Here is a 20,917-nt window from a genome sequence, read left to right as displayed (position 1 = left end):
TGCTGGGGGAGTGCTCGACAAGCTCGGGGGAGCGGAAGGCGGTGCGGAGCGGGTGAGCTCGGGAGGGCTTGAGCTGCCCCCTGGTGACGAGGGTCACGAGGGTCAGGAGGGTTCAGGGGCAGCCTCCGCGGACATCCCGCCCGGAGCGGTGTCACTGGCTCGGCCCATGGATGTCGGGTCGCAGATCGGACCCGAACTGGACTGGGGCGCCGACGCATGGCGCGAGGTCCGTACGCGCGCCCAACGAGCCGGGCGCGCGTACATCTGGCTGAATCTGGTCGAGCAGCGGCTGCGCGCCGTCGTCGCGGCCGTGCTGCGTCCCATCTACGAGCCCGTGCACAGCGACGACTGGGTCGTGGCCGCCGCCGGGCCCGCCGGGCAGGAGTGGGTGCAGCGGGCCGTCGCCGTGCGCGAGGTCAGCCGCCGCAAGGGCTACCTCCTCGACCCGGCCGACGACAACGTGCTGTCCTTCCTCACCCTCCCGCAGCTGCGGGAGCTGATGGTGCAGCACTGGCCCTGCTTCGAGCCGTACTTCGACGACCGGCGCGACGTCGAACTCGCCCTGGACGAGCTGGAGGTCACCCGCAATGTGGTCTCCCGCAACCGCGCCCTGTCCGAGACGGTCCTCGCCCAGGCCGAGCGCGCCTCCGCCCGCCTCCTGGAGATGCTCGGCGCGGGCTCCGACGTCCCCTCGGCCCGCCGGCTGCCCATCGACGCCGTCGAGGACCTGGTCGGCGACCGGTACGCGGACGTGGTGGGCGTGCACCCGGACCGGGTGCGGCTGCTCCGCCAGTTCCCCGCCGAGGACCTCTTCGGCGGCGCCCGGCGCCTGGACGCGATCGGGATCGGGCTGAACCTCCTCGTCCAGAACTTCTCCGGCCGCCGCCTGATGCGACTCGCCGAGTCGGGCTGCCGGACGCGGCTCCTCTTCCTGAACCCGGCGTCCAGTTCGGTCAAACGCCGCGAAAGGGAACTCGGTATCAAACGCGGCGAGTTGAGCCGCGCGGTCGAGATGAACATCCTGCACATGCGCCGCGTACGGGCCCGGCTGCGCGACCCCGGCGCGTTCGAGATCCAGGTCTTCGACGAGACGCCCCGCTTCACCGCGTACCTCGTCGACGGCGACGGCTCGGACGGCGTCGCGGTCGTCCAGTCCTACCTGCGCCGCACGCGCGGGATGGAGGCGCCGGTCCTCGTGCTGCGCGGCGGCGGACGCCTCGTCAAGGCGGGCGCCCCGGTGGACGGGGAGAACGGGCTGTTCGTGACATACCGGGACGAGTTCGAGCAGGCGTGGGCGGACGGCCGCCCGGTGTCGTAGGGGCGCCCGGGCCGGCGCCGGACGGATTGTCAGTGGCGCATGCGAAGGTGGTGGTCACTGGGGGAACGCACCACGAGAAGGGGGCTGCCATGAGCTGGCACCGGGAGCTGATGGTCGGCTTCGACCTGGAGACGACAGGGACGGATCCGCGCGAGGCGCGTATCGTCACCGGCGCTGTCATAGAGGTCAGGGACGGCGCGGTCCTCGGCCACCGGCAGTGGCTGGCCGACCCCGGCGTACCGATCCCGGACGAGGCGGTCGCCGTACACGGGATCAGCAACGAGCGGGCGACGGCGGACGGCGAGCCGGCCGACCGCGTGGCCGACGCCCTCGCCGAGGTACTCGTCGGATACTGGCGCACCGGCGTCCCGGTGGTCGCGTACAACGCGGCGTTCGACCTGACCCTGCTCTCCGCCGAGCTGGCCCGGTACGGCCTGCCCTCGCTGCGCGAGCGCCTCGGCGGCACGGACCCGGCCCCGGTGATCGACCCGTACACGATCGACCGCACCGCCGACCGCTACCGCCGCGGCAAGCGCAATCTGGAGGCGGTCTGCACCGAGTACGGCGTCACGCTCGACGCGGCGCACGACGCCTCGGCGGACGCCCTGGCCGCGGTGCTGCTCGCCCGCGCGATAGGCGAACGCCACGCGAAGGTCGCGTCCCTGGGAGTGGCCGAGCTGCACCGCCGCCAGGTGGAGTGGTACGCGGAGTGGGCGGCGGACTTCCAGAGCTTCCTGAGGAAGAAGGGCGACGCGACGGCGGTGGTGGACCCGGCGTGGCCGATGAGAACCCTGACCCCCACATCCAGCCCGTCCGGGGGCACCTCCCGGCGTTAGCCGGGGGAGTCCGAGCGGAGGCTCAGAACGGATACCACCGCACGGAGGTGTCCCCGTCCCGCAAGGACGCCACCCGCCGGCCGAACTCCGCCAGCGCGGCCGGGTTGCTGGGCGCATGCTGTGCGACCCACGCACAGGACGCGGTCTCCCGCGCCCCCCGCAACACCGCGCACCCCTCCCACTCCCGCACGTCCCATCCGTACGCGGAGACGAACCCCTCATAGGCCGCCGCAGGCAACCCGTACCGGTCCCGTGAAAGCGCCATCACCACCAGATCGTGCTCCCGCAGATCCGACGAGAACGTCTCCAGGTCGACGAGGACGGGCCCGTCGGGCCCGATGTGCACATTGCGGGGCAGGGCGTCACCGTGGATCGGCCCGGGGGCCAGGCGTGGGGTCAGCGCGGCGGCGGCCGCCGCGAAGCCGTCGCGGCGCTCGCGCAGATACGCCGCGTCCGCCGGGTCGATCGCGGAGCCCGCCAGCCGCAGCCAGCGTTCGACGCCGCCCAGCAACTCCCGCCGGGGCAGCGCGAACCCGCTCGGCGCCGGCAGCGCGTGCACCAGCTTCAGCAGCTCCGCCAGATCGCGCGGCTCCGCGGGCCGCACCGACGCCGGGATGCGCTGCCACACCGTCACCGGATGCCCGTCGACCAGCAGCGGCTCGGCCTTCGCCGCCCGCACGGCCGGTACGCCGTGCTCGGCGAGGTACGCGGCGATGGCCAGCTCGCGGCGGGCCCGGTCCAGGAGTTCGGGCGCCCGGTCGGTGCCGCGGCCCACCTTGACGACGAGATCACCGGCCGCGAACACCGCGTTCTCGCCGAGAGCGAGCAGCTCCGCGCCGCCCGCCGGGCCGTCCACGACGCCCGCCCGCGCCAGCACGTCCCGTGCCCGTGCCTCGTCCATCACTCGCCTCCCGCGTGCCTGCCGATACCGGCCCAGTCTCGCACCCGTCCGTATGCCTTGACGTCGTAGGACCGCGTCAGCACGATGACGGAGGCCGCCGGGGCGGCCGGAAGAGCCGTGTGCCATCCGAACCGCCCGAAGGAGTCGCATCCGTGACCTCGGCGACCGCACCAGCGCGGACGGGGCAGCGTCCCGCGTCCGGTCCGCACAGAGAGCAGGGCGCCTGGTTCCTGGTGCTTCCCGCGCTCCTCCCGATCCTGGTCCTGAGCGTCGGCCCGCTGCTGTACGGGATCGGGCTCGCGTTCACCGACTCCCAGTCGGGCCGCACCACGGCGACCCAGTGGGTCGGCACCCTCAACTTCCGGGACCTCTTGCACGACACCCTGTTCTGGGAGTCGTTCCGCATCGGCCTGCTGTGGGCGGTCGGCGTGACGGTCCCGCAGTTCCTGCTCGCCCTCGGCCTCGCGCTGCTGCTCAACCAGAACCTCCGCTTCCGCTGGCTGGCGCGGGCCCTCGCGATCGTGCCGTGGGCGATGCCGGAGGTCGTCGTCGGCATCATGTGGCGCCTCGTCTACCACCCGGACGCGGGCATCCTCAACGAGACGCTGCGCGACCTCGGCCTCGGCGACGGGCGCGACTGGCTCACCGGTCTCGCCACCGCGCTGCCCGCCGTCATCGTCGTCGGCATCTGGGCGGGCATGCCGCAGACCACGGTCGCGCTGCTCGCCGGGTTGCAGCACACCCCGCGCGAACTGCACGAGGCGGCCGCCATGGACGGGGCGGGCGCCTGGCGCCGGTTCCGCACGGTGACCTGGCCCGCGATCCGCCCCGTCGCCCTCGCCATCAGCGCCCTCAACTTCATCTGGAACTTCAACTCCTTCGCCCTGGTCTACGTCCTGACCAACGGCGGGCCCGGCGGCCGCACCCGGCTCCCCATGCTGTTCGCGTACGAAGAGGCCTTCCGCTACGGCCAGTTCGGCTATGCGGCGGCGATGGGCTGCGTCATGGTCGCCGTCATCTCGATCCTCCTCGCCCTCTATCTGATGGGCCGCCTGAAGGGAGGCGACGAGCAGTGATGAAGCCGTCCAAGCCCGCCCGCGCGGGCCAGTACCTCGCGCTCCTGGCCTATCTCGTCTTCCTCGTCTTCCCGTTCCTGTGGCTGATCTCCACCGCGTTCAAGCCGCCGCGCGAGCTCGCGAGCCTGCACCCGACCTGGCTCCCCGGTGACCCCACGCTCGCCAACTTCCGGCAGGCCTTCGACGAACAGCCTCTGCTGCGCGCCGCGGGCAACTCCCTGCTCGTGGCGGTCGGCACCGCCGTGATCGCCCTCGCCCTCGCGACGCCGATGGCGTACGTCATGGCACGCCACCGCTCGCTCGTGTCGCGGGCGGCGACCGGCTGGGTGGTGGTGAGCCAGGCGTTCCCGTTCGTCCTGGTGATCATCCCGCTGTTCCTGATCCTCAAGAACCTCCACCTGATCAACGCCCTGCCCGGCCTGATCATGGTCTACGTGGTGTGGGCGCTGCCCTTCGCCTTGTGGATGCTCGTCGGCTATGTCCGGGCCGTACCAAGGGAGTTGGAGGAGGCCGCGGCGGTCGACGGGGCGGGGCGGCTGCGCATCCTGGTCTCCGTGACGGCGCCGCTGCTCGCGCCGGGCATCGTCGCGACGGGCCTGTTCGCGTTCATCAGCGCGTGGAACGAGTTCTTCTTCGCTCTCGTCCTGATGAAGACCCCGGAGCGGCAGACGCTGCCCGTGATCCTCACCCATTTCCTCGGCGCCGAGGGCGTCGCCGACCTGGGCCCGCTCGCCGCCGCGGCGTTCCTGGCGACGCTGCCGTCACTGGTGATCTTCGCGGTCATCCAGAAGCGGATCGCGGGCGGCATGCTGGCAGGAGCCGTGAAGTGATGTGGAAAGTAATGCAGTTGACCCGCGCTCTCGCCGCGTCGCTGACGCTGCTGCTCGCCGGCTGCTCGTCGGGGCCGGAGCCCACCGACGGGCGCGTCACCCTCGAATTCCAGTCCCTGGCCTGGCAGAAGGAGTCCGTCGACGCCAACAAAGAGCTGGTGAAGGAGTGGAACGCGGCGCACCCCGGCATTCAGGTGAAGTACGTCCAGGGCAGCTGGGACAGCGTCCACGACCAGCTGCTCACCGCCTTCGAGGGCGGTGAGGCGCCCGACATCATCCACGACGCCTCCGACGACCTGGCCGACTTCGCGTACGGCGGCTACCTCGCGGACCTTCGCGACCACCTGCCTGCCAGGCTCAAGTCTGCTATTCCTCAACGAAGTTGGGATACGGCGACCTTCGGGAACGGGATCTACGGGGTGCCGTTCCTCCAGGAGCCGCGCGTGCTCATCGCCAACGCGACCCTGCTGAAGAAGTCGGGTGTCCGGGTCCCGACGCCGGAACGCCCGTGGACCTGGGCCGAGTTCCGGCAGGCCGCCCGGCGGCTCAGCGGCAAGGACACGTACGGGGTCGCCTGGCCGCTGAAGGAACCCGTGTCGGCGACCCTGAACCTGTCCCTGTCCACCGGCGGGCGGATGTTCCACCGGGGCAGGGACGGCAAGGTGACGGTCCGCTTCGGCGCGGCGGACGCGGTCGTGCCGCGCACCGTGCACGACCAGGTGAACGTCGACGACAGCGCGTCCGGTACGACACTCGGCATGGGCGGGTCCGACACGCTCCCCGGGTTCTTCGCGGGCAAGTACGCGATGGTGCCGCTCGGCTTCTCCTACCGGCAGCAGATCGTGCAGCAGGCCCCCAAGGGGTTCGACTGGCAGGTGCTGCCCGCGCCGGCCGGGGCCGACGGGCTCACCCAGGGCGTCAGCCCGCAGACCCTGTCCGTCTCCGAGGACAGCCCGCACAAGAAGGAGGCGGCCGAGTTCATCGACTTCCTCCTCCAGCCGCGCAACATGGTGCGGCTCGCCCTGGGCGACTGGATGCTGCCCACCGGCACGCAGGCCCTCGAGGACCCCGCGCTGCACACCGGGAAGAACGGCTGGGCGACCGGCACCGCCCTCGCCGCCCACCTGCGCTCGGCCCCCGCCCAGTCCGTGCGCGGCTACCCCGAATGGAAGGACAAGGTGGCCACGCCCGCGCTGCAGGAGTACTACAGCGGCGCGATCGGACTCGGTGAACTCCGGCACCGCCTGGTCGACGACGGGAACCTGGTGCTCGCGCGGTACCAGAGGTGACGACCGGCTCACCGGAAGAATGGTTGCACGAGACGTATCGTCTCGCTTAGGGTGGGGCCATGACGAACCCGGAACACCGCACCCGTGCCCATATCGCCATGTTCTCCATCGCCGCCCACGGGCACGTGAACCCGAGCCTGGAAGTGATCCGGGAACTCGTCGCCCGCGGGCACCGCGTCACGTACGCGATCCCGCACCTCTTCGAGGAGAAGGTCGCCGAGACCGGCGCCGAGCCGGTGCTCTACCGCACCACCCTCCCCGGGCCCGACGACGACCCCTCGGCGTGGGGGACGACGCTCCTCGACAACGTCGAGCCGTTCCTGAACGACGCGATCCAGGCGCTGCCGCAGCTCATCGAGGCGTACGAAGGGGACGAGCCGGACCTCGTGCTGCACGACATCGCCTCATACCCGGCCGGCGTCCTCGCCCACCGCTGGGGCGTGCCCGAGATCTCCCTCTCGCCGAACCTCGTCGCGTGGCAGGGGTACGAGGAGGAGGTCGCCGAGCCGATGTGGGCGGAGCCCCGGAAGACCCCGCGCGGCAAGGCGTACTTCGACAAGTTCACCGGCTGGCTCAGGGAGAACGGGGTCCGGAAGACCGCCGAGGAGTTCTGGGGCCGCCCGGACCGCTCCCTCGTGCTCATCCCCAAGGCGCTGCAGCCGAACGCCGACCGGGTCGACGAGAAGACGTACACCTTCGTCGGCGCCTGCCAGGGCGACCGGGCCGCGCAGGGCGAATGGGAGCGTCCGTCCGGCGCCGAGCGCGTGCTGCTCGTCTCGCTCGGCTCGTCGTTCACCAAGCAGCCCGACTTCTACCGCGAGTGCGCCAGGGCCTTCGGCGACCTGCCGGGCTGGCACGTCGTGCTCCAGGTCGGCAAGCACGTCACCGCCGACGACCTCGGCGAACTCCCCGGGAACGTGGAAGTGCGCCAGTGGGTACCGCAGTTGGCGGTCCTGAAGAAGGCCGACGCGTTCATCACGCACGCCGGCGCGGGTGGCAGTCAGGAGGGGCTCGCCACCGCGACGCCGATGGTCGCCGTCCCGCAGGCCGTCGACCAGTTCGGCAACGCCGACATGCTGCAGGGCCTCGGGGTGGCCCGGCACGTCCCCATGGAGGAGGCGACGGCCGAGAACCTGCGCGCGGCGGTTCTCGCCCTCGTCGACGACCCGGAGGTGGCGCGCCGCCTCGCCACGATCCAGCAGGAGATGGCGAGCGAGGGCGGCACGCGGCGGGCAGCCGACCTCATCGAGGCCGAACTGCCCGCCCGGTAGCGCGCGTTATGGGGAAACCCGTACCGAGCCCTCCTCCTGTGCCGCTCGCGGCTCCGGCAGGAGGGCTTCGTCGTGGGTCAGGTCCGGCATCCGGTGCAGCCACTTCGGGAGGTACCAGTTGCGCTCCCCGAGCAGCGCCATCACCGCCGGGAGCGGCACGCCCCGGATGACGGTCGCTCGGCCACGGCGGTCTTGAACTCAGGTGCGGTGGCGCGCAGTCGCTCGTCCTCGCCCTGGACGAGCACGGTCTCGCCCGCGGGTTCGTCGATGTCCGCGTCGTCCACGGTGCGCGAGGCCCGGCTGGTCTCGCCGCTGAGCCGGCCGGAGTCCTGGACTCGACACGCCCCGCCGCCGAGCCGATGCCCATCGCCAGTACGGCGAAGAGCACCCAGCTCCCCACCGCCGCTCAGCGGTGCCGGACGCCCCATCCGCCGGCCCGGGCCGCGAACCCCCGCACCTGTCGGTCCCGCCGGTCCCCGTTCCTCCCCATGAGGTCATCTCCGCAATCGAAGGCAGGGGCGGGACAAGTCGCGTTCGTCGTGCTGCCCGGCGAGGTGCCGGACGCCCTGCTCATCCCTTCGGGCGGTACGGGTCGCCGCGGAGGATGGCACGCGCCCCTTACATCTATGGGGACTTCGGCGGCGCACCTATGGGGACGTGGAGGGGCGAACCGTCAATGAGGTGATCCGTCCGTTTTGTTATTACAGAACCTTGTTGAACAAGTCACAGGTGTATGTAGGTCTTGATCTGGTCGCGTCAATCGGTCAGGGTTTCGTCTCAACCCCCGGAGATCTTCCGGAGATTGCCGGGGGCCGCACAAAAATACGCGCCCCCACGCGCGTAGATCCTCAACCCCCCACATCACCACGAGGAGACCCCTCTTCATGGCAACACACAAGCGTGCGCGCACGATGAAGCTCACCGCGGCGATAGCCACGGCGGCGACAGCCGTGGGCGTGACGGTCTTCACCGGCAGCTTCGCGGGAGCCGCGGCCCCCGCCCAGGGCAAGGTCTACGGCCTCGACGCCAAGGGCGCCGTCTCCGGCAGCTACATCGTGCTGCTCGACCAGAAGGCGAACACCACCGCCAAGAAGGGCCTGGCCAAGGAGTACGGCGGCACCCTCAAGCGGAACTACGCCTCCGCCGTCAACGGCTTCTCGGTGAACGGCCTCTCGGAGACCGAGGCCAAGCAGCTCGCCGCCGACAAATCGGTCGGCAAGGTCGTACAGAACAAGAAGTTCCACATCGACGCGACCCAGGACAACCCGCCCTCCTGGGGCCTGGACCGCATCGACCAGGCGGACACCGCGGGCGACGGGAAGTACACCTACCCCGACGCGGCCGGCGAGGGCGCCACCGCGTACGTCATCGACACCGGCGTCCGGATCAGCCACAAGGACTTCGGCGGCCGCGCCACCTCCGGCTTCGACGCCGTCGACAACGACGACAACGCCGACGACGGCAACGGGCACGGCACGCACGTCGCCGGCACCATCGCCGGTACCGCGCACGGCGTCGCCAAGAAGGCGAAGATCGTCGCCGTCCGCGTCCTCGACGACGAGGGCTCCGGCACCACCGAGCAGGTCGTCGCCGGCATCGACTGGGTGACCACCCACCACAAGGGCCCCTCGGTCGCCAACATGTCGCTCGGCGGCGGCGTCGACGAGGCGCTCGACGCGGCGGTGCAGAAGTCGATCGCGTCGGGCGTCACCTACGCGGTCGCGGCCGGCAACGAGTCGGCGGACGCCTCCACGTCCAGCCCGGCCCGCGTCCCCGAGGCCATCACGGTCGCCTCCTCCACGAAGGACGACGAACAGTCGGACTTCTCCAACTACGGCACCGGCGTGGACATCTACGCCCCCGGCTCGGACATCACCTCCGACTGGAACACCGGCGACGACGCCACCAACACCATCTCCGGGACGTCGATGGCGACCCCGCACGTCGTCGGTGCCGCCGCCGTCTACCTCGCCGGGCACCCGGACGCGGCCCCGGCCGACGTCGCGAAGGCGCTCACCGACGGGGCCACCCCCGACGCCATCTCGAACGCGTCCGAGGGCACCCCGAACAAGCTCCTGAAGATCGTCGAGTAGGACGACTCCAGCGACCGGCGGCCGCCGCGCCCACCCCCACGGGGCACGGCGGCCGTCCCGTCGTGTCCGCCTATCGTGTCCGGATGACGACCGAGAGATACGCGGCACTGCTGCGCGGCATCAACGTAGGTGGCAAGAAGAAAGTCCCGATGGCTCAACTGTGCTCTGTGGTCGAGGGGTTGGGCTGTACCGACGTCCGCACCTACCTGCAGAGCGGCAATGTCACCTTCGCCGCCGACGGCGGCGACGAGACGTCGCTGGCGCGGGACGTCGCCGCGGCCGTCAACGGCGAGTTCGGCTTCGCCGTGGACATCGTCGTACGGGACCACGCGTACCTGCGCGGGGTCATGGAGGCCTGCCCCTTCCCCGCGGCCGAACTCCAGGGCAGGCAGCTGCATGTCACGTACTTCTCGGAGCCCGTCTCCGCGGAGCGGTTCGCCGGGCTCGACCCGGCGGCGTACGCACCGGAGGAGTTCCGGCTCGGCGACCGCGCCCTGTACCTCTACGCCCCGGACGGCCTCGGCACGTCGAGACTGGGCGCCCGACTGAGCCGCCCCGCGCTGAACAAGGGCCTCATCGCGACGAGCCGGAACTGGAACACCGTGGTCGAACTGGTGGAGCTCACGAGCGGGGTGTGAGCGCGTCGAGCCGGGACATGTCGTCCGCGGTGAGCCGCACGCCGGACGCGCCCAGGTTCTCCTGGAGGTGCGCGAGCGTCCCGGTGCCCGGCGTCGGGCAGAGCACGGGGGAGTGGCGCAGCAGCCAGGCGAGGGCGATCTGCGACGGGGTCGCGCCGTGCGCCGCCGCGATCTCCGCGCACACGGGGTGACCGGTGAGCCCTCCGTTGCCCAGTGGGAACCAGGGCAGGAACGCGACGCCCTGCGCCTCGCAGAGCTTCAGCAGCGGCTCCGACGCGCGGTCCAGAAGGTTGTAGCGGTTCTGCACGGACGCGATCGGGACGATGTCCAGGTCCAGGGCCGCCCGCAGCTGCTCGGCCGTGACCGAGTCGAGCCCGACCTGCCGGATCTTGCCCGCGTCCCGCAACTCGCGCAGTGCGCCCAGCTGTTCGGCCACCGGGACCTCCGGGTCGAACCGGTGCAGCTGGTACAGGTCGATACGGTCCAGGCGCAGGCGGCGCAGACTCGCCTCGCACATCGCGCGCAGCCGCTCCGGGCGCCCCTCGATGTGCCAGGCCTCGGCCGAGTCGCGGACGACCCCGCCCTTCGTGGCGATCACCAGGTCATCGGCGTACGGGTACAGGGCCGCGGCGACCCGCTCCTCCGCCACGCCGGGCCCGTAATTGTCCGCGGTGTCGACGAGCGTCACGCCCAGCTCCACGGCGCGGCGCAGCAGCGCGGTCGCCTCCGCGTCGGTGCCGCGCGGGCCCCAGCAGCCGGGACCCGTCAGATGCACGGTGCCGTACCCGAGACGACGTACGGGCAGGCCGGAGCCGATGAGCAGGGTCTCCTGCGGTGCGGAAGGCGTCATGCCGCGACCGTACCCAACCCCTCCCGCGCGGCCGCACGGCGGTGGCGGGACGAGAGTTTGCCGGATCGCAACAGGCGGGTCGATGGCCCCTGCAACCGTTCGTGAAAGGCTCGCGGGCATGCGCTATCTCATCATCGGAGCAGGAGCGGTCGGTGGCGCCATCGGCGGCCGGCTCGCGCAGTCGGGCCACGACGTCGTCCTCGTCGCGCGCGGGAAGCAGTACGAGGTGCTGCGCGACCAGGGACTGCGGCTCGAGACCCCGGACGGCCCGCACACCCACCGGCTGCCCGTCGTCGACGGCCCGGAGGCGCTCGGCACGCTGGACGCCGACGACGTGCTGGTCCTCGCCGTGAAGACCCAGGACAGCGCCGCCGCGCTCGCCGCCTGGGGTGCGCGGCCCGTCGCGGGCGGCGGCACCGCGGCCCGGCGGCTGCCGCTGGTGTGCGCGCAGAACGGCGTGGAGAGCGAGCGGCTCGCCCTGCGCACCTTCCAGCGCGTGTACGCGATGTGCGTGTGGCTGCCCGCCACCTTCGTGGAGCCGGGCGTCGTGCGCGCCGACGGCACCCCGCTCACCGGCATCCTGCACCTGGGCCGCTACCCGGAGGGCAGCGACGACACGGCACGGGCGATCGCCGCGGACCTGGAGCGGTCGCATTTCGAGGCGCCCGTCGCCGCCGACGTCATGCGGTGGAAGTACGCCAAGCTCCTGTCGAACCTGGCCAACTCGATCGAGGCGGTCTCCGGCGTGATCGACGGCGAGGAGGGCAAGGCCCTCTTCCGGCGGGCCCGCGCCGAGGGCGAGGCCGTGCTCGCGGCGGCCGGTATCGCGTACACCCCGCAGGACGAGGAGAAGAAGGTACGGGCCGACAAGATCCGGTTCGAGCCGTTCGACGGGGTGCCGCGCGGCGGCGGCTCCTCCTGGCAGTCCCTGAACCGGGGCACCGGCACCATCGAGGCGGACTACCTGAACGGCGAGATCGCCCTCCTCGGACGGCTGCACGGCGTGCCGACCCCGGTCAACGACGTCCTCCAGGAGTACGCCAACGAGGCGGCGCGGCAACGGCGTTCGGCCGGCGGGACCTCCGTCGCCGAACTGACCGCGGCGGTCGACGCCGGCTGCTAGGAACCCTGTCGCGTTTGTTCAAGAGGGGGCGGTCTGCCACGTCCTAACGTCGGTGCCATGGAAGAACGCATGGACACCGTGTACCCGTACCTCGTCGAAGCCGCCGCCGAGGCCGCACGCGTCGCCGCGGGCGTCGGACCCGACCGGCTCGACGCCCCGTCCCCGTGCGGGGAGTGGGACGTGCGCACCCTCGTCAACCACTGGGTGCTGTACGGCTCGCACGGCCTGGAGCACCGCGCCCGCCGCCTGCGACTGCCCGCAGCGCTGACGGAACGCGACTTCACCGCCGACGAGGACTGGGCCGCCTGCTACGCGGCCCAGCTCGACCGGGCCGTGGCCGCCTGGGCCGCGCCCGGCACCTGGGACGGCTCCGTCGACCTCGGCTTCGCCGAGCAGCCCGCCCCCGAGGTCGCCGCCCTCATCTGGGCCGAACTCGTCCTGCACGGCTGGGACGTGGCCCACGCCACCGGCCAGGAGTTCCGCGTCTCGGACGGCGCGGCCGCGCTGCTGCTGCACGTCGTCGAGAAGAACGCCGCGATCTACCGCCAGTACGAAGGGTTCGCCGACCCCGTCGAGGTGCCCGCCGGGGCATCCGTGTACGAGCGGGCGCTCGCGCGGAGCGGGCGGGACCCCCTGCCCGTCAGGAGCTGACGGACTCACCGGGCTCGCCGCGCCAGGTGTCCCGCCGCGCCCGGCGCACGGCGGGGCCCACCCCCAGGCCCGCCGCGACGAACAGCACCCCGAGTACGGCCCAGCCCGCCGTGCCGTGGTCGATGGCGGTGACGGTCACCAGAGCGGGCGCGGCCATCGTCGCCGCGGCCTGGCCCGAGTTGAACACGCCCTGGTAGACGCCCTGCGCGCGGGCGTCGGCCAGTCCGTAGCCGACGGTCCAGCCGCCCACGGCCGACAGCACCTCGGAGAGCACCTGCACCACCGCGCCCACCAGAAGCACCGCGAGCGCCCATAGCGGCGACAGCCCGGCGGTGCACGCGAACACCGCGCACGACAGCGCCATGAGCAGCCCCGCGCGGCGCATCGCCCGGACCGCGCCCGGCAGGTCCTCCACGCCCCGCGTCACCCGCACCTGGAGCAGGGCCACCAGCAGACAGTTGAGGATCATGATGAGCGCCGCCGACCAGAGCGGCGCGTCCGTGTGCTGCACGATCCACAGCGGCAGCCCCACCTCCAACAGGCTGTACTGCAGGGCCAGTACGGCATTGAGGAGCGTCACCCCCAGGTACGGCAGATCGCGCACCGCACGCCAGCGGCTCCCCGCGGGCGCGTCGTCCACCGGCCGCCGTGCCGCCCCGCCCGGCAGCCGGTGCACCATCAGCGCCGAGCCGACGAACCCCACCGCGTCGACGAGGATCAGCGCCGTGTACCCGGCGCGGCTGTCCAGCTGGAGCGCCAGCGCACCGAACGCGCCGCCCACGCCCATGCCCACGTTGGTGACCATCCGCAAGTGCGCCCGGCCCTCCACGCGCGTGCGGGCGGGCAGGACATCGGCGTACAGCGCGTTGCGCACGCCCATGCTCGCCTGGCACAGCGCGGCGTAGGCGATCGCCGTCACGAGGAAGGAGGCGTACGAGCCGATCACCGTGTACGCCACCAGCGCCAGACCGCATCCGACCCACAGCGCGGTCAGCACCGGCCGGCGCCCCCACCGGTCGGAGGCCCGCCCCGCGGGCACCCCCGCCGCGATCCCGAACAGGCCCGCCACGGTCAGGCCGAGCCCCACCGACGTGGCGCTCAGACCGACGACCCGCGTGAAGTACAGCACGCTGACCGGGAAGAACAGGCCGCGCCCGAACGCGTTGAGGAGCGTCAGCAGGGAGAGACGCGACAGCAGAGGGTCGGTGGGCAGCATTCCGGCGAACCGGGTGGTGGGCGCGGCCTCGACGGACCGCGGCTCGGTCGGCGTAGTGGTCATGACCACAGCGAACCGGGGTTTCGGGGACCCGCGACATTCCTTTAGCGTGCAGCTGAAAGGTCGGGGGAAGGAGGCGGGCCGGTGATCGAGTTCCGGTTCGTCGTCGGTGACCTCGCCCGCACGTCGTTCGCGTACTCGCCGCTCCAGGAGGTCGTGTACTCGCTGCGCTGCTGGCGCGACCCGGCCCGCTATCCGCACCAGCGGCCCTGGCTGCGCCGGCTCGGCCCCGCCTTCCGGCGCCAGGACACGGAACTGCTCACCGCGCTCATCGCCCCGAGCCTGTGGATCCCGGACTTCCTCACCCCGCGCCCCGACCGGCCGAGACCCGCCCTCGCCCAGCAGCTCGACGCGCTCGGCCGCACCCCGCCGCACGTGCTGGAACCCGAGTTCACCGCCGCGTACGGCGCCGCCCCGCTGCCGCCCGTGCTGCGCCGCGGCCTCACCGCCCCCGCCGCCCTGCTCGATCGCATCGTCCACGCCCTGGAGGGGTACTGGCGCGACTGCCTCGCCCCGGACTGGTGGCCGCGCGTCCACACCGTCCTGGAGGCCGACCTCGCCCATCGCGGCAAGGTCCTCGCCGAGGAAGGCGCGGGCGCCCTCTTCGCGAGCCTCGACCCGCGGCTGAGCTGGAGCGGTGAAGTCCTCACCCTGGTCAAGAAGTTCGACCGGCACCCATGGCCCGAGGCCGACATCCGCATCGGCGGCCGGGGCCTCGTCCTCGTCCCCACGCTCTTCGCCCAGGGCGCCCACACCATGATCGACCCCGCCCTGCCCCCGCTCCTCTGCTACCCCGCGCGCGGCCGCGCCACGATCTCCGAGACGCCGCCGCCCGTCTCCGGCGAAGCCCTGACCCGGCTGCTCGGCACCGCCCGCGCCCGCATCCTGCACCTCCTGGCAGAACCCGCCTCCACAACGGAACTCGCCCACCGCCTCGCGGTCACCCCCGGCGCGGTGAGCCAGCACCTGTCGATCCTGTACGACGCGGGCCTGCTGCTGCGGACCCGCAGCGGGCGGAGTGTGCGGTACGTACGCAGCGAGCTGGGGGAGCGGTTGTGCGGGTGAGGGAGCAGGTGGGAGGCGGAGAGTTCCTGGTGGCCGTACGGGTCAGGGGTGTTGTCGGACCCTGCCGCCAGCTTCGTGACCATGAACGAACTGACGCCGCACGTACGCCGGTTGCGGGCCGCGCTGACGGGACGGCCCGTCTCCGACGAACAGTTCGCCCCGGACGCGTGGACATCCGGGAGCTGACGCCGCTGGAGCTGGGGTCGCTGCTGCCGCTGGTCCACCGGGTGGGGTCGTCCGCACGCCGGGAGCGGTTGCGGCGGCTGCACGCCGTCCCGCTCGGTGCGCGGGAGCCCGGCTGCGCCACGACGCCCTGCGCCGGGTCCTTGCCGGGACGCCCGAGGCCGAGATCGCGGACCGGCACCTCACTGTGCGCGGCCACACCGTGCACCTGGCCACGGGCCGCGTCAGCCGCGCCGGGGAACCGGTCGACGTCGCCGTACCGGACGGGCCGAAGGCGCGGCCACTGCCGTTCCTGCCGTACGACGAGAAGCTGCTGGAGCGGATCGTGCGGACGGTGGAGGTGCCGCTGAGCGAGTGACGGACCGGGACCGAGGTCCTTTCGGCCCGGGCCGCACTAGGCTCCTACCGCCGCCAACTCCCGTACCAGCGCACCCTGATAGCGCCGCAGCAGCACCCGCGCCACCTCCGGCGCGGGACCCAGTACATCGGCCAGGACGTCCGCGTCGGCCGCGCCCCGCGCGATCCGGTCCGGCAGCCGGCCGGGGGCCAGGACGTAGGGGGCGACCGCGACGCGCTCGCAGCCGAGGGCGCGCAGTTCCCGTACGGCGTCCTCCGTGCGGGGCAGGGATGCGGAGGCGAACGCAGGTCGCACGGCGCACCAACCGGTGTGCCGCCACTCCCGCGCGATGTCAGCGATCACTGCGATCGCCTCCGGGTCGGAGGAGCCCGCCGAGGCCAGGACGACCCCGGTGGTGGGCTTGTCGGCCGGGGTCAGCCCGGCCTCGTACAGGCGACGTTCGAGTGCCGTCAGGAGGAGCGGCGAGGGGCCGAGGACGTCCGCCTGGCGGATGCGCAGTGCGCGCGGGGCCTCGCGCAGCACCGACGGGATGTCGGACTTCGCGTGGAACGCGCGGGTGAGGAGGAGGGGGAGGGCGACGACATCGCGTACGCCCTCCGCCGCCAGGGACTCCAACACCCCGTGCACCGACGGGATGTTGAACTCCAGGAACGCCGTCTCCACCCGCACGCCGGGCCGCTGTGCCCGCACCTCGCGCACGAGGGCGTGCACCGTCGCGGCGTGCCGCGGGTCGCGGCTGCCGTGGGCGATCACCAGCAGGACGGGGGGAGTGTGGTGCATGGAGTGGCTCAGTTCCGGACGAGGAGGCCGCGGCTGCGCAGGACGCGGCGTTCCAACGGGCTGAAGATCAGCAGGTCGATGACGATACCGACGATCAGGATGAGCAGGATCGCCAGGAACACCATGGGCATCGAGGAGGCGTTGCGGCCGTTCTCCAGGAGCTGGCCCAGGCCGATGCCGAGGTCGGGCGAGGAAGCGATGATCTCGGCCGCCATCAGCGAGCGCCAGGAGAACGCCCAGCCCTGCTTGAGGCCCGCCAGATAGCCGGGCAGCGACGCCGGCAGGACGATGTGCCACAGCCCGCGCACGCCGGTCGCGCCGAGCGTGCGGCCCGCGCGCAGGAACAGTGGCGGCACCTGGTCCACGCCGGACACCAGGCCGTTGGCGATCGAGGGGACGGCGCCGAGCAGGATGACCGCGTACATCATCGAGTTGTTCAGGCCGAGCCAGAGGACGGCCGGGGGGACCCAGGCCACCGACGGCAGCGACTGGAGGCCCGAGAGGATCGGGCCGATCGCCGAGCGCACGAACTTCACCCGCGCCACCAGCAGGCCCAGCGGCGTGCCGATGACGAGGGCGAAGAGGAAGCCGAGCAGGCCGCGCGAGACGCTCGTCCAGATGTAGCCGAGCAGGTCGCCCTTGAGCCAGGCGGTCTGCACCTCGTCCCAGACGGCGGACGGCGCGGGCAGCTTCGTCGGATCGTCGACGATCTTGAAGGAGACCAGTGCCTGCCAGACCACGAGCACGACCAGGACCGCGGTGAGCGGCGGCAGGATCTTCTCGCGGAACGTCCGGCTGAACGGGACGCGCCCGGTGTCCACGCTGTCCAGCGCGTCCAGGCCGGCCTCCAGGCCCGCGAGATCGTCCTTGCCGGTCTCCACCAGGTCGGTCTTCTCGACCTCGTCGACGGCGGCCGTCGGTTCAGTCCTTGCCATGACGGCGGATCTCCCCACGCAGTTGTTCGGTGATCTCGACGGAGAGTTCGGCGACGTCGGCGTCCTCGATGCGGCGCGGCTGCGGGATGTCCACCGTCCACTCGTGCGCGATCCGGCCGGGCCGCGACGACAGCAGCACCACCCGCTCCGCGAGCTTGACCGCCTCGCGCACGTTGTGCGTGACGAACAGGACGGACACGTTCGTCTCGCGCCAGATGCGGGTCAGCTCGCCGTGCAGCACGTCCCGGGTGATCGCGTCGAGCGCCGCGAACGGCTCGTCCATCAGCAGCAGCCCGGCGTCCTGGGCCAGCGCGCGCGCCAGGGCCACCCGCTGGCGCATGCCGCCGGACAGCTCGTGCACGCGCTTGTCGTACGCGCCCTGCAGCCGGACCAGTTCGAGCAGTTCCTCGGCGCGCGTGCGCCGGTCGTTCTTCGCGACGCCCCGCAGTTTCAGGGCGAGTTCGATGTTCTTGCCCGCGGTCAGCCACGGGAACAGGGCGTGCTCCTGGAACATCAGGGCGGGGCGCCCGTCCGTCGCGATGGAGCCCGCCGACGGCCGGTCGAGACCGGCCACCAGGTTGAGCAGCGTCGACTTGCCGCAGCCGGAGGCCCCCAGGAGGGTGACGAACTCGCCCGGCGCGACATCGAGGGTGATGTCGTCCAGGACGAGCTGGGGGCCGGCCGGTGTGGCGAAGGACTTCGAGACGTGCTCGATCCGGGCCGCCCTGCCGCCCGTCGCGGCGGCGGAGTCGCCCGCCTTGGCGAGAGTGGTCGCCATGGTCGTCACCTCCTGGGAATCCTGTGAATCCGGTGAACTCGGCTGGGGTACGGGTTACTTGACGCCGAGACCGGCGTCGTCGACCTTGCTGCCGCCCGTGGCCGCGAGGACCTTGTTGAGGGGCTTCAGGTCGTAGATACCGGCCAGGTCGGGCTTCTCCAGGAGGCCCGCCTTCACCGCGTGATCCGCCTCGGAGTCGAGGGTGGAGGCCAGCGGGTCGTCGGTGAAGTCGATGGACTTCCACGCCGGGTCGAGCACGTCCGCCGGCAGCGCCTTGCCGGAATCCTTCTCCAGCTGCTTGTTGGCGGTGGCCTTCGCCTCGTCGGGGTTCGCGTTGATCCACTTGTTCGTCTTCACCGAGCCGCGCAGCACGGCCTCGACGACGTCCGGGTGCTCCTTGAGGAACTTCTGCGACACGATGATGTTCGTGATCACGAACTTCTTGTCGGGCCACAGGTCGGACTCGTCGAGCAGCACCTTGCCGCCCTCGGCGACCAGCTTGGACGCGGTCGGCTCCGGCACCCACGCGCCGTCGATGGAGCCGGACTTGTAGGCGTCGGGCGTGATCTTGTTGTCCGTGCGGACCACGGAGACGTCACCCTTGCCGGAGTTCGCGTCGACCTTCCAGCCCTTCTCGGCGATCCAGTTCAGGAGCGCGACGTCCTGGGTGTTGCCGAGCTGCGGGGTGGCGATCTTCTTGCCCTTGACGTCGTCGAGGGACTTGATCTTCTTCGGGTTGACGACGAGCTTCACGCCGCCGGACGCCGAACCGCCGATGATGCGCAGCGACTTGCTCTTCGACTTGGTGTAGCCGTTGATGGAGGGGGAGGGACCGATCCAGCCGATGTCGATGGAGCCGCTGTTGAGCGCCTCGATCTCGGAGGGCCCGGCGTTGAAGACCTGGTACTTCGCCTGCGTGCCCTTGAGCTCCTTCTGGAAGAAGCCCTTCTGGTTGCCGACGAGGGCCGTGCCGTGCGTCAGGTTCCCGAAGTAACCGATCTTGACGGTGTCCGCGGAGAGGGCCTTGCCCTTGGCGGAGACGTTCTCCTTGGAGCTGTCGTCGCTGTCCGAGCCGTAGCCGCAGGCCGTCGCGGTGAGCGCGAGGAGCGGCAGCGCGGCGACGGCGACGAGGCCGCGGCGCGTGAAGGTGGAACGGTTGGCAGGCACGGGAGGTTTTCCCCTCGTTGGCCCGGCGGTCACGCGCTCAGGGCGTGGCCGGGAGGTCGGCATGTCTTCGTTTTCGACGGACGGTGTGGGGGGTGTGGGCGCGCAGGCAGTGCGCGTACGTCATCGCGCACATCGCGCGACCCCGCCCTGCCCGCTGCCGAGGGCGCCGCTGCCGACGCGGCCGCCCTCTTTCGCGAACGTTCCGTAGTAGTCGATGGAGGTCATGTCAGAAGTCCCAGCCGTCCGCGTCGTCGATGTCGTCGACGGCGACCGGCGTCTCGGCTGCGGCGAACGACTCGCCGGCCATACCGGCCGCGAGCGTCGTCCCGTCCGAGGGGTCGATCAGCAGGAAGGAACCCGTGCGCCGCGAGTCCGCGTAGTTGTCGAGCGCGAGCGGCTCGGCGGTACGGACCTTGACGCGGCCGATGTCGTTGGCGACGAGCTGCCCCGGCTCGGGGTGCTGGGAGAGGTCGTCGAGCGTGAGCCGCGACGGGATCTCCTTGACGATCGCCTTGACGGTGCGGGTGGTGTGCTTGAGCAGCACCCGCTGGCCGACGGTGAGCGGCGTGTCGGCGACGTGGCAGACGGTCGCCTCGACGTCCTGCGAGGTGGCGGGCGCGTCGCCGCTCGGCACGATCAGGTCGCCGCGCGAGACGTCGATGTCGTCCTCCAGGAGGAGGGTGACGGACTGCGGCGTCCACGCCACGTCGACGGACTGACCCAGCAGGTCGATCCCGGAGACCTTCGAGGTGTGCCCGGACGGCAGTACGGTGACGGACTCGCCGACGCGGAACGTCCCGGCGGCGATCTGGCCCGCGTACCCCCGGTAGTCGGGGTGCTCGGCGGTCTGCGGCCGGATCACGTACTGCACGGGCAGCCGGGCGTGGCAGCCGGTGAGGTCGTGGCTGACCGGCACCGTCTCCAGGTGCTCCAGGACGGTCGGGCCGCCGTACCAGTCCATGTTGGCGGAGGGCTCCACGACGTTGTCGCCGGCCAGCGCCGAGATCGGGATCGCGGTGATCTCCGGGACGCCCAGCCCCGCCGCGTACGCGGTGAACTCCTCGGCGATCTCCGCGAAGACGCTCTCCTTGTACTCGACGAGGTCCATCTTGTTGACCGCGAGGACGACGTGCGGGACGCGCAGGAGCGCGGCGACGGCGGCGTGCCTGCGGGTCTGCTCGATGACGCCGTTGCGGGCGTCGACCAGGACCACGGCGAGGTCGGCGGTGGAGGCGCCGGTGACCATGTTCCGCGTGTACTGCACGTGGCCGGGGGTGTCGGCCAGGATGAAGCGGCGGCGCGGGGTGGCGAAGTAGCGGTACGCCACGTCGATGGTGATGCCCTGCTCGCGCTCGGCGCGCAGTCCGTCGGTGAGCAGCGCGAGGTCCGGCTCGGCGGCGCCGCGCGAACGCGAGGCGTGCTCGACGGCCTCCAGCTGGTCGGTGAGGACCGACTTGGAGTCGTGCAGCAGGCGGCCCACGAGCGTGGACTTGCCGTCG

21 protein-coding genes and 1 pseudogene are annotated in these 20,917 nt (G+C 71.8%); 12 read left to right on the top strand and 10 right to left on the bottom strand.

All coding sequences use genetic code 11. From position 1 onward, the window contains the following. Positions 1-52: 52 nt before the first annotated feature. Both AB0J02_RS40710 and AB0J02_RS40705 read left to right on the top strand, forming a co-directional pair. A complete protein-coding gene (locus AB0J02_RS40710; RefSeq protein WP_363198983.1) occupies positions 53-1,318 on the top strand; it encodes an SAV2148 family HEPN domain-containing protein in 1,266 nt (421 codons plus the stop codon). Between the two features lie 89 nt (positions 1,319-1,407). Further along, positions 1,408-2,154 carry a 3'-5' exonuclease gene (locus AB0J02_RS40705; protein ID WP_363198965.1) on the top strand — a complete coding sequence of 249 codons (747 nt, stop codon included), beginning with the start codon at positions 1,408-1,410 and terminating at the stop codon, positions 2,152-2,154. 22 nt (positions 2,155-2,176) lie between these two features. On the opposite strand, the gene AB0J02_RS40700 is transcribed toward AB0J02_RS40705, so the two are convergent. After that, positions 2,177-3,055, bottom strand: a complete 879-nt coding sequence (locus tag AB0J02_RS40700) for an aminoglycoside phosphotransferase family protein (RefSeq protein ID WP_363198964.1) — start codon at positions 3,053-3,055, stop codon at positions 2,177-2,179. A 152-nt stretch (positions 3,056-3,207) separates the two neighbouring features. On the opposite strand from AB0J02_RS40700, the gene AB0J02_RS40695 reads away from it, so the two are divergent. Genes AB0J02_RS40695 through mgt form a run of 4 tightly spaced genes read left to right on the top strand, consistent with a single transcriptional unit; the run spans position 3,208 to position 7,521 of the window. Next, on the top strand, positions 3,208-4,131 hold the full coding sequence (locus AB0J02_RS40695; protein ID WP_363198963.1) for a sugar ABC transporter permease: 924 nt from the start codon (positions 3,208-3,210) through the stop codon (positions 4,129-4,131). Then, the gene (locus AB0J02_RS40690) at positions 4,131-4,961 is read left to right on the top strand and encodes a carbohydrate ABC transporter permease (RefSeq protein ID WP_363198962.1); all 831 of its coding nucleotides are present in this window, start codon (positions 4,131-4,133) and stop codon (positions 4,959-4,961) included. Before AB0J02_RS40695 ends, AB0J02_RS40690 begins: the two co-directional genes overlap by 1 nt. Beyond that, positions 4,961-6,250, top strand: coding sequence for a sugar ABC transporter substrate-binding protein (locus AB0J02_RS40685; protein WP_363198982.1), 1,290 nt, complete (start codon positions 4,961-4,963; stop codon positions 6,248-6,250). Before AB0J02_RS40690 ends, AB0J02_RS40685 begins: the two co-directional genes overlap by 1 nt. Positions 6,251-6,309: 59 nt before the next feature. Further along, complete coding sequence (gene mgt / locus AB0J02_RS40680; protein ID WP_363198961.1) at positions 6,310-7,521, top strand: macrolide-inactivating glycosyltransferase; 1,212 nt, start codon at positions 6,310-6,312, stop codon at positions 7,519-7,521. 6 nt (positions 7,522-7,527) lie between these two features. Here mgt and AB0J02_RS40675 read toward each other — a convergent pair whose 3' ends face one another. Together AB0J02_RS40675 and AB0J02_RS40670 are read right to left on the bottom strand one after the other, a co-directional pair. Then, on the bottom strand, positions 7,528-7,680 hold the full coding sequence (locus AB0J02_RS40675) for a hypothetical protein (protein WP_363198960.1): 153 nt from the start codon (positions 7,678-7,680) through the stop codon (positions 7,528-7,530). A 20-nt stretch (positions 7,681-7,700) separates the two neighbouring features. After that, positions 7,701-7,921: pseudogene (locus AB0J02_RS40670) on the bottom strand (hypothetical protein); the annotation flags it as partial. Positions 7,922-8,405: 484 nt separating this feature from the next. Here AB0J02_RS40670 and AB0J02_RS40665 point away from each other — a divergent pair. Beyond that, positions 8,406-9,614, top strand: coding sequence for a S8 family serine peptidase (locus tag AB0J02_RS40665; RefSeq protein ID WP_363198959.1), 1,209 nt, complete (start codon positions 8,406-8,408; stop codon positions 9,612-9,614). Positions 9,615-9,697: 83 nt separating this feature from the next. Further along, positions 9,698-10,252, top strand: coding sequence for a DUF1697 domain-containing protein (locus tag AB0J02_RS40660; RefSeq protein ID WP_363198958.1), 555 nt, complete (start codon positions 9,698-9,700; stop codon positions 10,250-10,252). Here the strand turns inward: AB0J02_RS40660 and AB0J02_RS40655 are convergent. Next, the gene (locus AB0J02_RS40655) at positions 10,236-11,102 is read right to left on the bottom strand and encodes an aldo/keto reductase (protein ID WP_363198957.1); all 867 of its coding nucleotides are present in this window, start codon (positions 11,100-11,102) and stop codon (positions 10,236-10,238) included. The two genes, AB0J02_RS40660 and AB0J02_RS40655, sit on opposite strands and share 17 nt — an antisense overlap. A gap of 118 nt (positions 11,103-11,220) precedes the next feature. Between AB0J02_RS40655 and AB0J02_RS40650 the strand changes: the two genes are divergently transcribed. Next, the gene (locus AB0J02_RS40650) at positions 11,221-12,225 is read left to right on the top strand and encodes a 2-dehydropantoate 2-reductase N-terminal domain-containing protein (protein WP_363198956.1); all 1,005 of its coding nucleotides are present in this window, start codon (positions 11,221-11,223) and stop codon (positions 12,223-12,225) included. Positions 12,226-12,282: 57 nt separating this feature from the next. Then, a complete protein-coding gene (locus AB0J02_RS40645) occupies positions 12,283-12,876 on the top strand; it encodes a TIGR03086 family metal-binding protein (protein ID WP_363198955.1) in 594 nt (197 codons plus the stop codon). Here the strand turns inward: AB0J02_RS40645 and AB0J02_RS40640 are convergent. Beyond that, positions 12,866-14,155, bottom strand: a complete 1,290-nt coding sequence (locus AB0J02_RS40640; RefSeq protein WP_363198954.1) for an MFS transporter — start codon at positions 14,153-14,155, stop codon at positions 12,866-12,868. The two genes, AB0J02_RS40645 and AB0J02_RS40640, sit on opposite strands and share 11 nt — an antisense overlap. 81 nt (positions 14,156-14,236) lie before the next feature. Between AB0J02_RS40640 and AB0J02_RS40635 the strand changes: the two genes are divergently transcribed. Together AB0J02_RS40635 and AB0J02_RS40630 are read left to right on the top strand one after the other, a co-directional pair. After that, positions 14,237-15,217: a helix-turn-helix domain-containing protein gene (locus AB0J02_RS40635; protein ID WP_363198953.1), complete on the top strand. Its 981-nt coding sequence runs from the start codon at positions 14,237-14,239 to the stop codon at positions 15,215-15,217. Positions 15,218-15,602: 385 nt separating this feature from the next. Next, positions 15,603-15,758, top strand: coding sequence for a hypothetical protein (locus AB0J02_RS40630; protein WP_363198952.1), 156 nt, complete (start codon positions 15,603-15,605; stop codon positions 15,756-15,758). Between the two features lie 36 nt (positions 15,759-15,794). Here AB0J02_RS40630 and AB0J02_RS40625 read toward each other — a convergent pair whose 3' ends face one another. From AB0J02_RS40625 to AB0J02_RS40605, 5 genes are all read right to left on the bottom strand, one after another. Further along, positions 15,795-16,538, bottom strand: a complete 744-nt coding sequence (locus AB0J02_RS40625; protein WP_363198951.1) for a sirohydrochlorin chelatase — start codon at positions 16,536-16,538, stop codon at positions 15,795-15,797. Between the two features lie 8 nt (positions 16,539-16,546). Beyond that, on the bottom strand, positions 16,547-17,473 hold the full coding sequence (locus AB0J02_RS40620; protein ID WP_363198950.1) for an ABC transporter permease: 927 nt from the start codon (positions 17,471-17,473) through the stop codon (positions 16,547-16,549). Further along, positions 17,460-18,251, bottom strand: a complete 792-nt coding sequence (locus AB0J02_RS40615) for an ABC transporter ATP-binding protein (RefSeq protein WP_363198949.1) — start codon at positions 18,249-18,251, stop codon at positions 17,460-17,462. The genes AB0J02_RS40620 and AB0J02_RS40615 overlap by 14 nt, the downstream gene beginning before the upstream one ends. Positions 18,252-18,305: 54 nt before the next feature. Beyond that, the gene (locus tag AB0J02_RS40610; RefSeq protein WP_363198948.1) at positions 18,306-19,418 is read right to left on the bottom strand and encodes an aliphatic sulfonate ABC transporter substrate-binding protein; all 1,113 of its coding nucleotides are present in this window, start codon (positions 19,416-19,418) and stop codon (positions 18,306-18,308) included. A 226-nt stretch (positions 19,419-19,644) separates the two neighbouring features. Continuing rightward, the coding region (locus AB0J02_RS40605) for a GTP-binding protein (protein WP_363198947.1) at positions 19,645-20,917 on the bottom strand (1,273 nt) is incomplete at its 5' end.

The sequence above is a fragment of the Streptomyces sp. NPDC050264 genome (assembly GCF_040655895.1).
Lineage (GTDB): Bacteria > Actinomycetota > Actinomycetes > Streptomycetales > Streptomycetaceae > Streptomyces.
Note: the sequence above shows the minus strand (reverse complement) of the source record. Positions and strands in the feature narration are given on the sequence as shown.

Coding starts and splice junctions, on each gene's coding strand:
- AB0J02_RS40705 (WP_363198965.1), top strand. CDS start 1,408: ATGAGCTGGCACCGGGAGCTGATGGTCGGCTTCGACCTGGAGACGACA.
- AB0J02_RS40700 (WP_363198964.1), bottom strand. CDS start 3,055: ATGGACGAGGCACGGGCACGGGACGTGCTGGCGCGGGCGGGCGTCGTG.
- AB0J02_RS40690 (WP_363198962.1), top strand. CDS start 4,131: ATGAAGCCGTCCAAGCCCGCCCGCGCGGGCCAGTACCTCGCGCTCCTG.
- AB0J02_RS40685 (WP_363198982.1), top strand. CDS start 4,961: ATGTGGAAAGTAATGCAGTTGACCCGCGCTCTCGCCGCGTCGCTGACG.
- mgt (WP_363198961.1), top strand. CDS start 6,310: ATGACGAACCCGGAACACCGCACCCGTGCCCATATCGCCATGTTCTCC.
- AB0J02_RS40665 (WP_363198959.1), top strand. CDS start 8,406: ATGGCAACACACAAGCGTGCGCGCACGATGAAGCTCACCGCGGCGATA.
- AB0J02_RS40660 (WP_363198958.1), top strand. CDS start 9,698: ATGACGACCGAGAGATACGCGGCACTGCTGCGCGGCATCAACGTAGGT.
- AB0J02_RS40655 (WP_363198957.1), bottom strand. CDS start 11,102: ATGACGCCTTCCGCACCGCAGGAGACCCTGCTCATCGGCTCCGGCCTG.
- AB0J02_RS40650 (WP_363198956.1), top strand. CDS start 11,221: ATGCGCTATCTCATCATCGGAGCAGGAGCGGTCGGTGGCGCCATCGGC.
- AB0J02_RS40645 (WP_363198955.1), top strand. CDS start 12,283: ATGGAAGAACGCATGGACACCGTGTACCCGTACCTCGTCGAAGCCGCC.
- AB0J02_RS40640 (WP_363198954.1), bottom strand. CDS start 14,155: ATGACCACTACGCCGACCGAGCCGCGGTCCGTCGAGGCCGCGCCCACC.
- AB0J02_RS40625 (WP_363198951.1), bottom strand. CDS start 16,538: ATGCACCACACTCCCCCCGTCCTGCTGGTGATCGCCCACGGCAGCCGC.
- AB0J02_RS40620 (WP_363198950.1), bottom strand. CDS start 17,473: ATGGCAAGGACTGAACCGACGGCCGCCGTCGACGAGGTCGAGAAGACC.
- AB0J02_RS40615 (WP_363198949.1), bottom strand. CDS start 18,251: ATGGCGACCACTCTCGCCAAGGCGGGCGACTCCGCCGCCGCGACGGGC.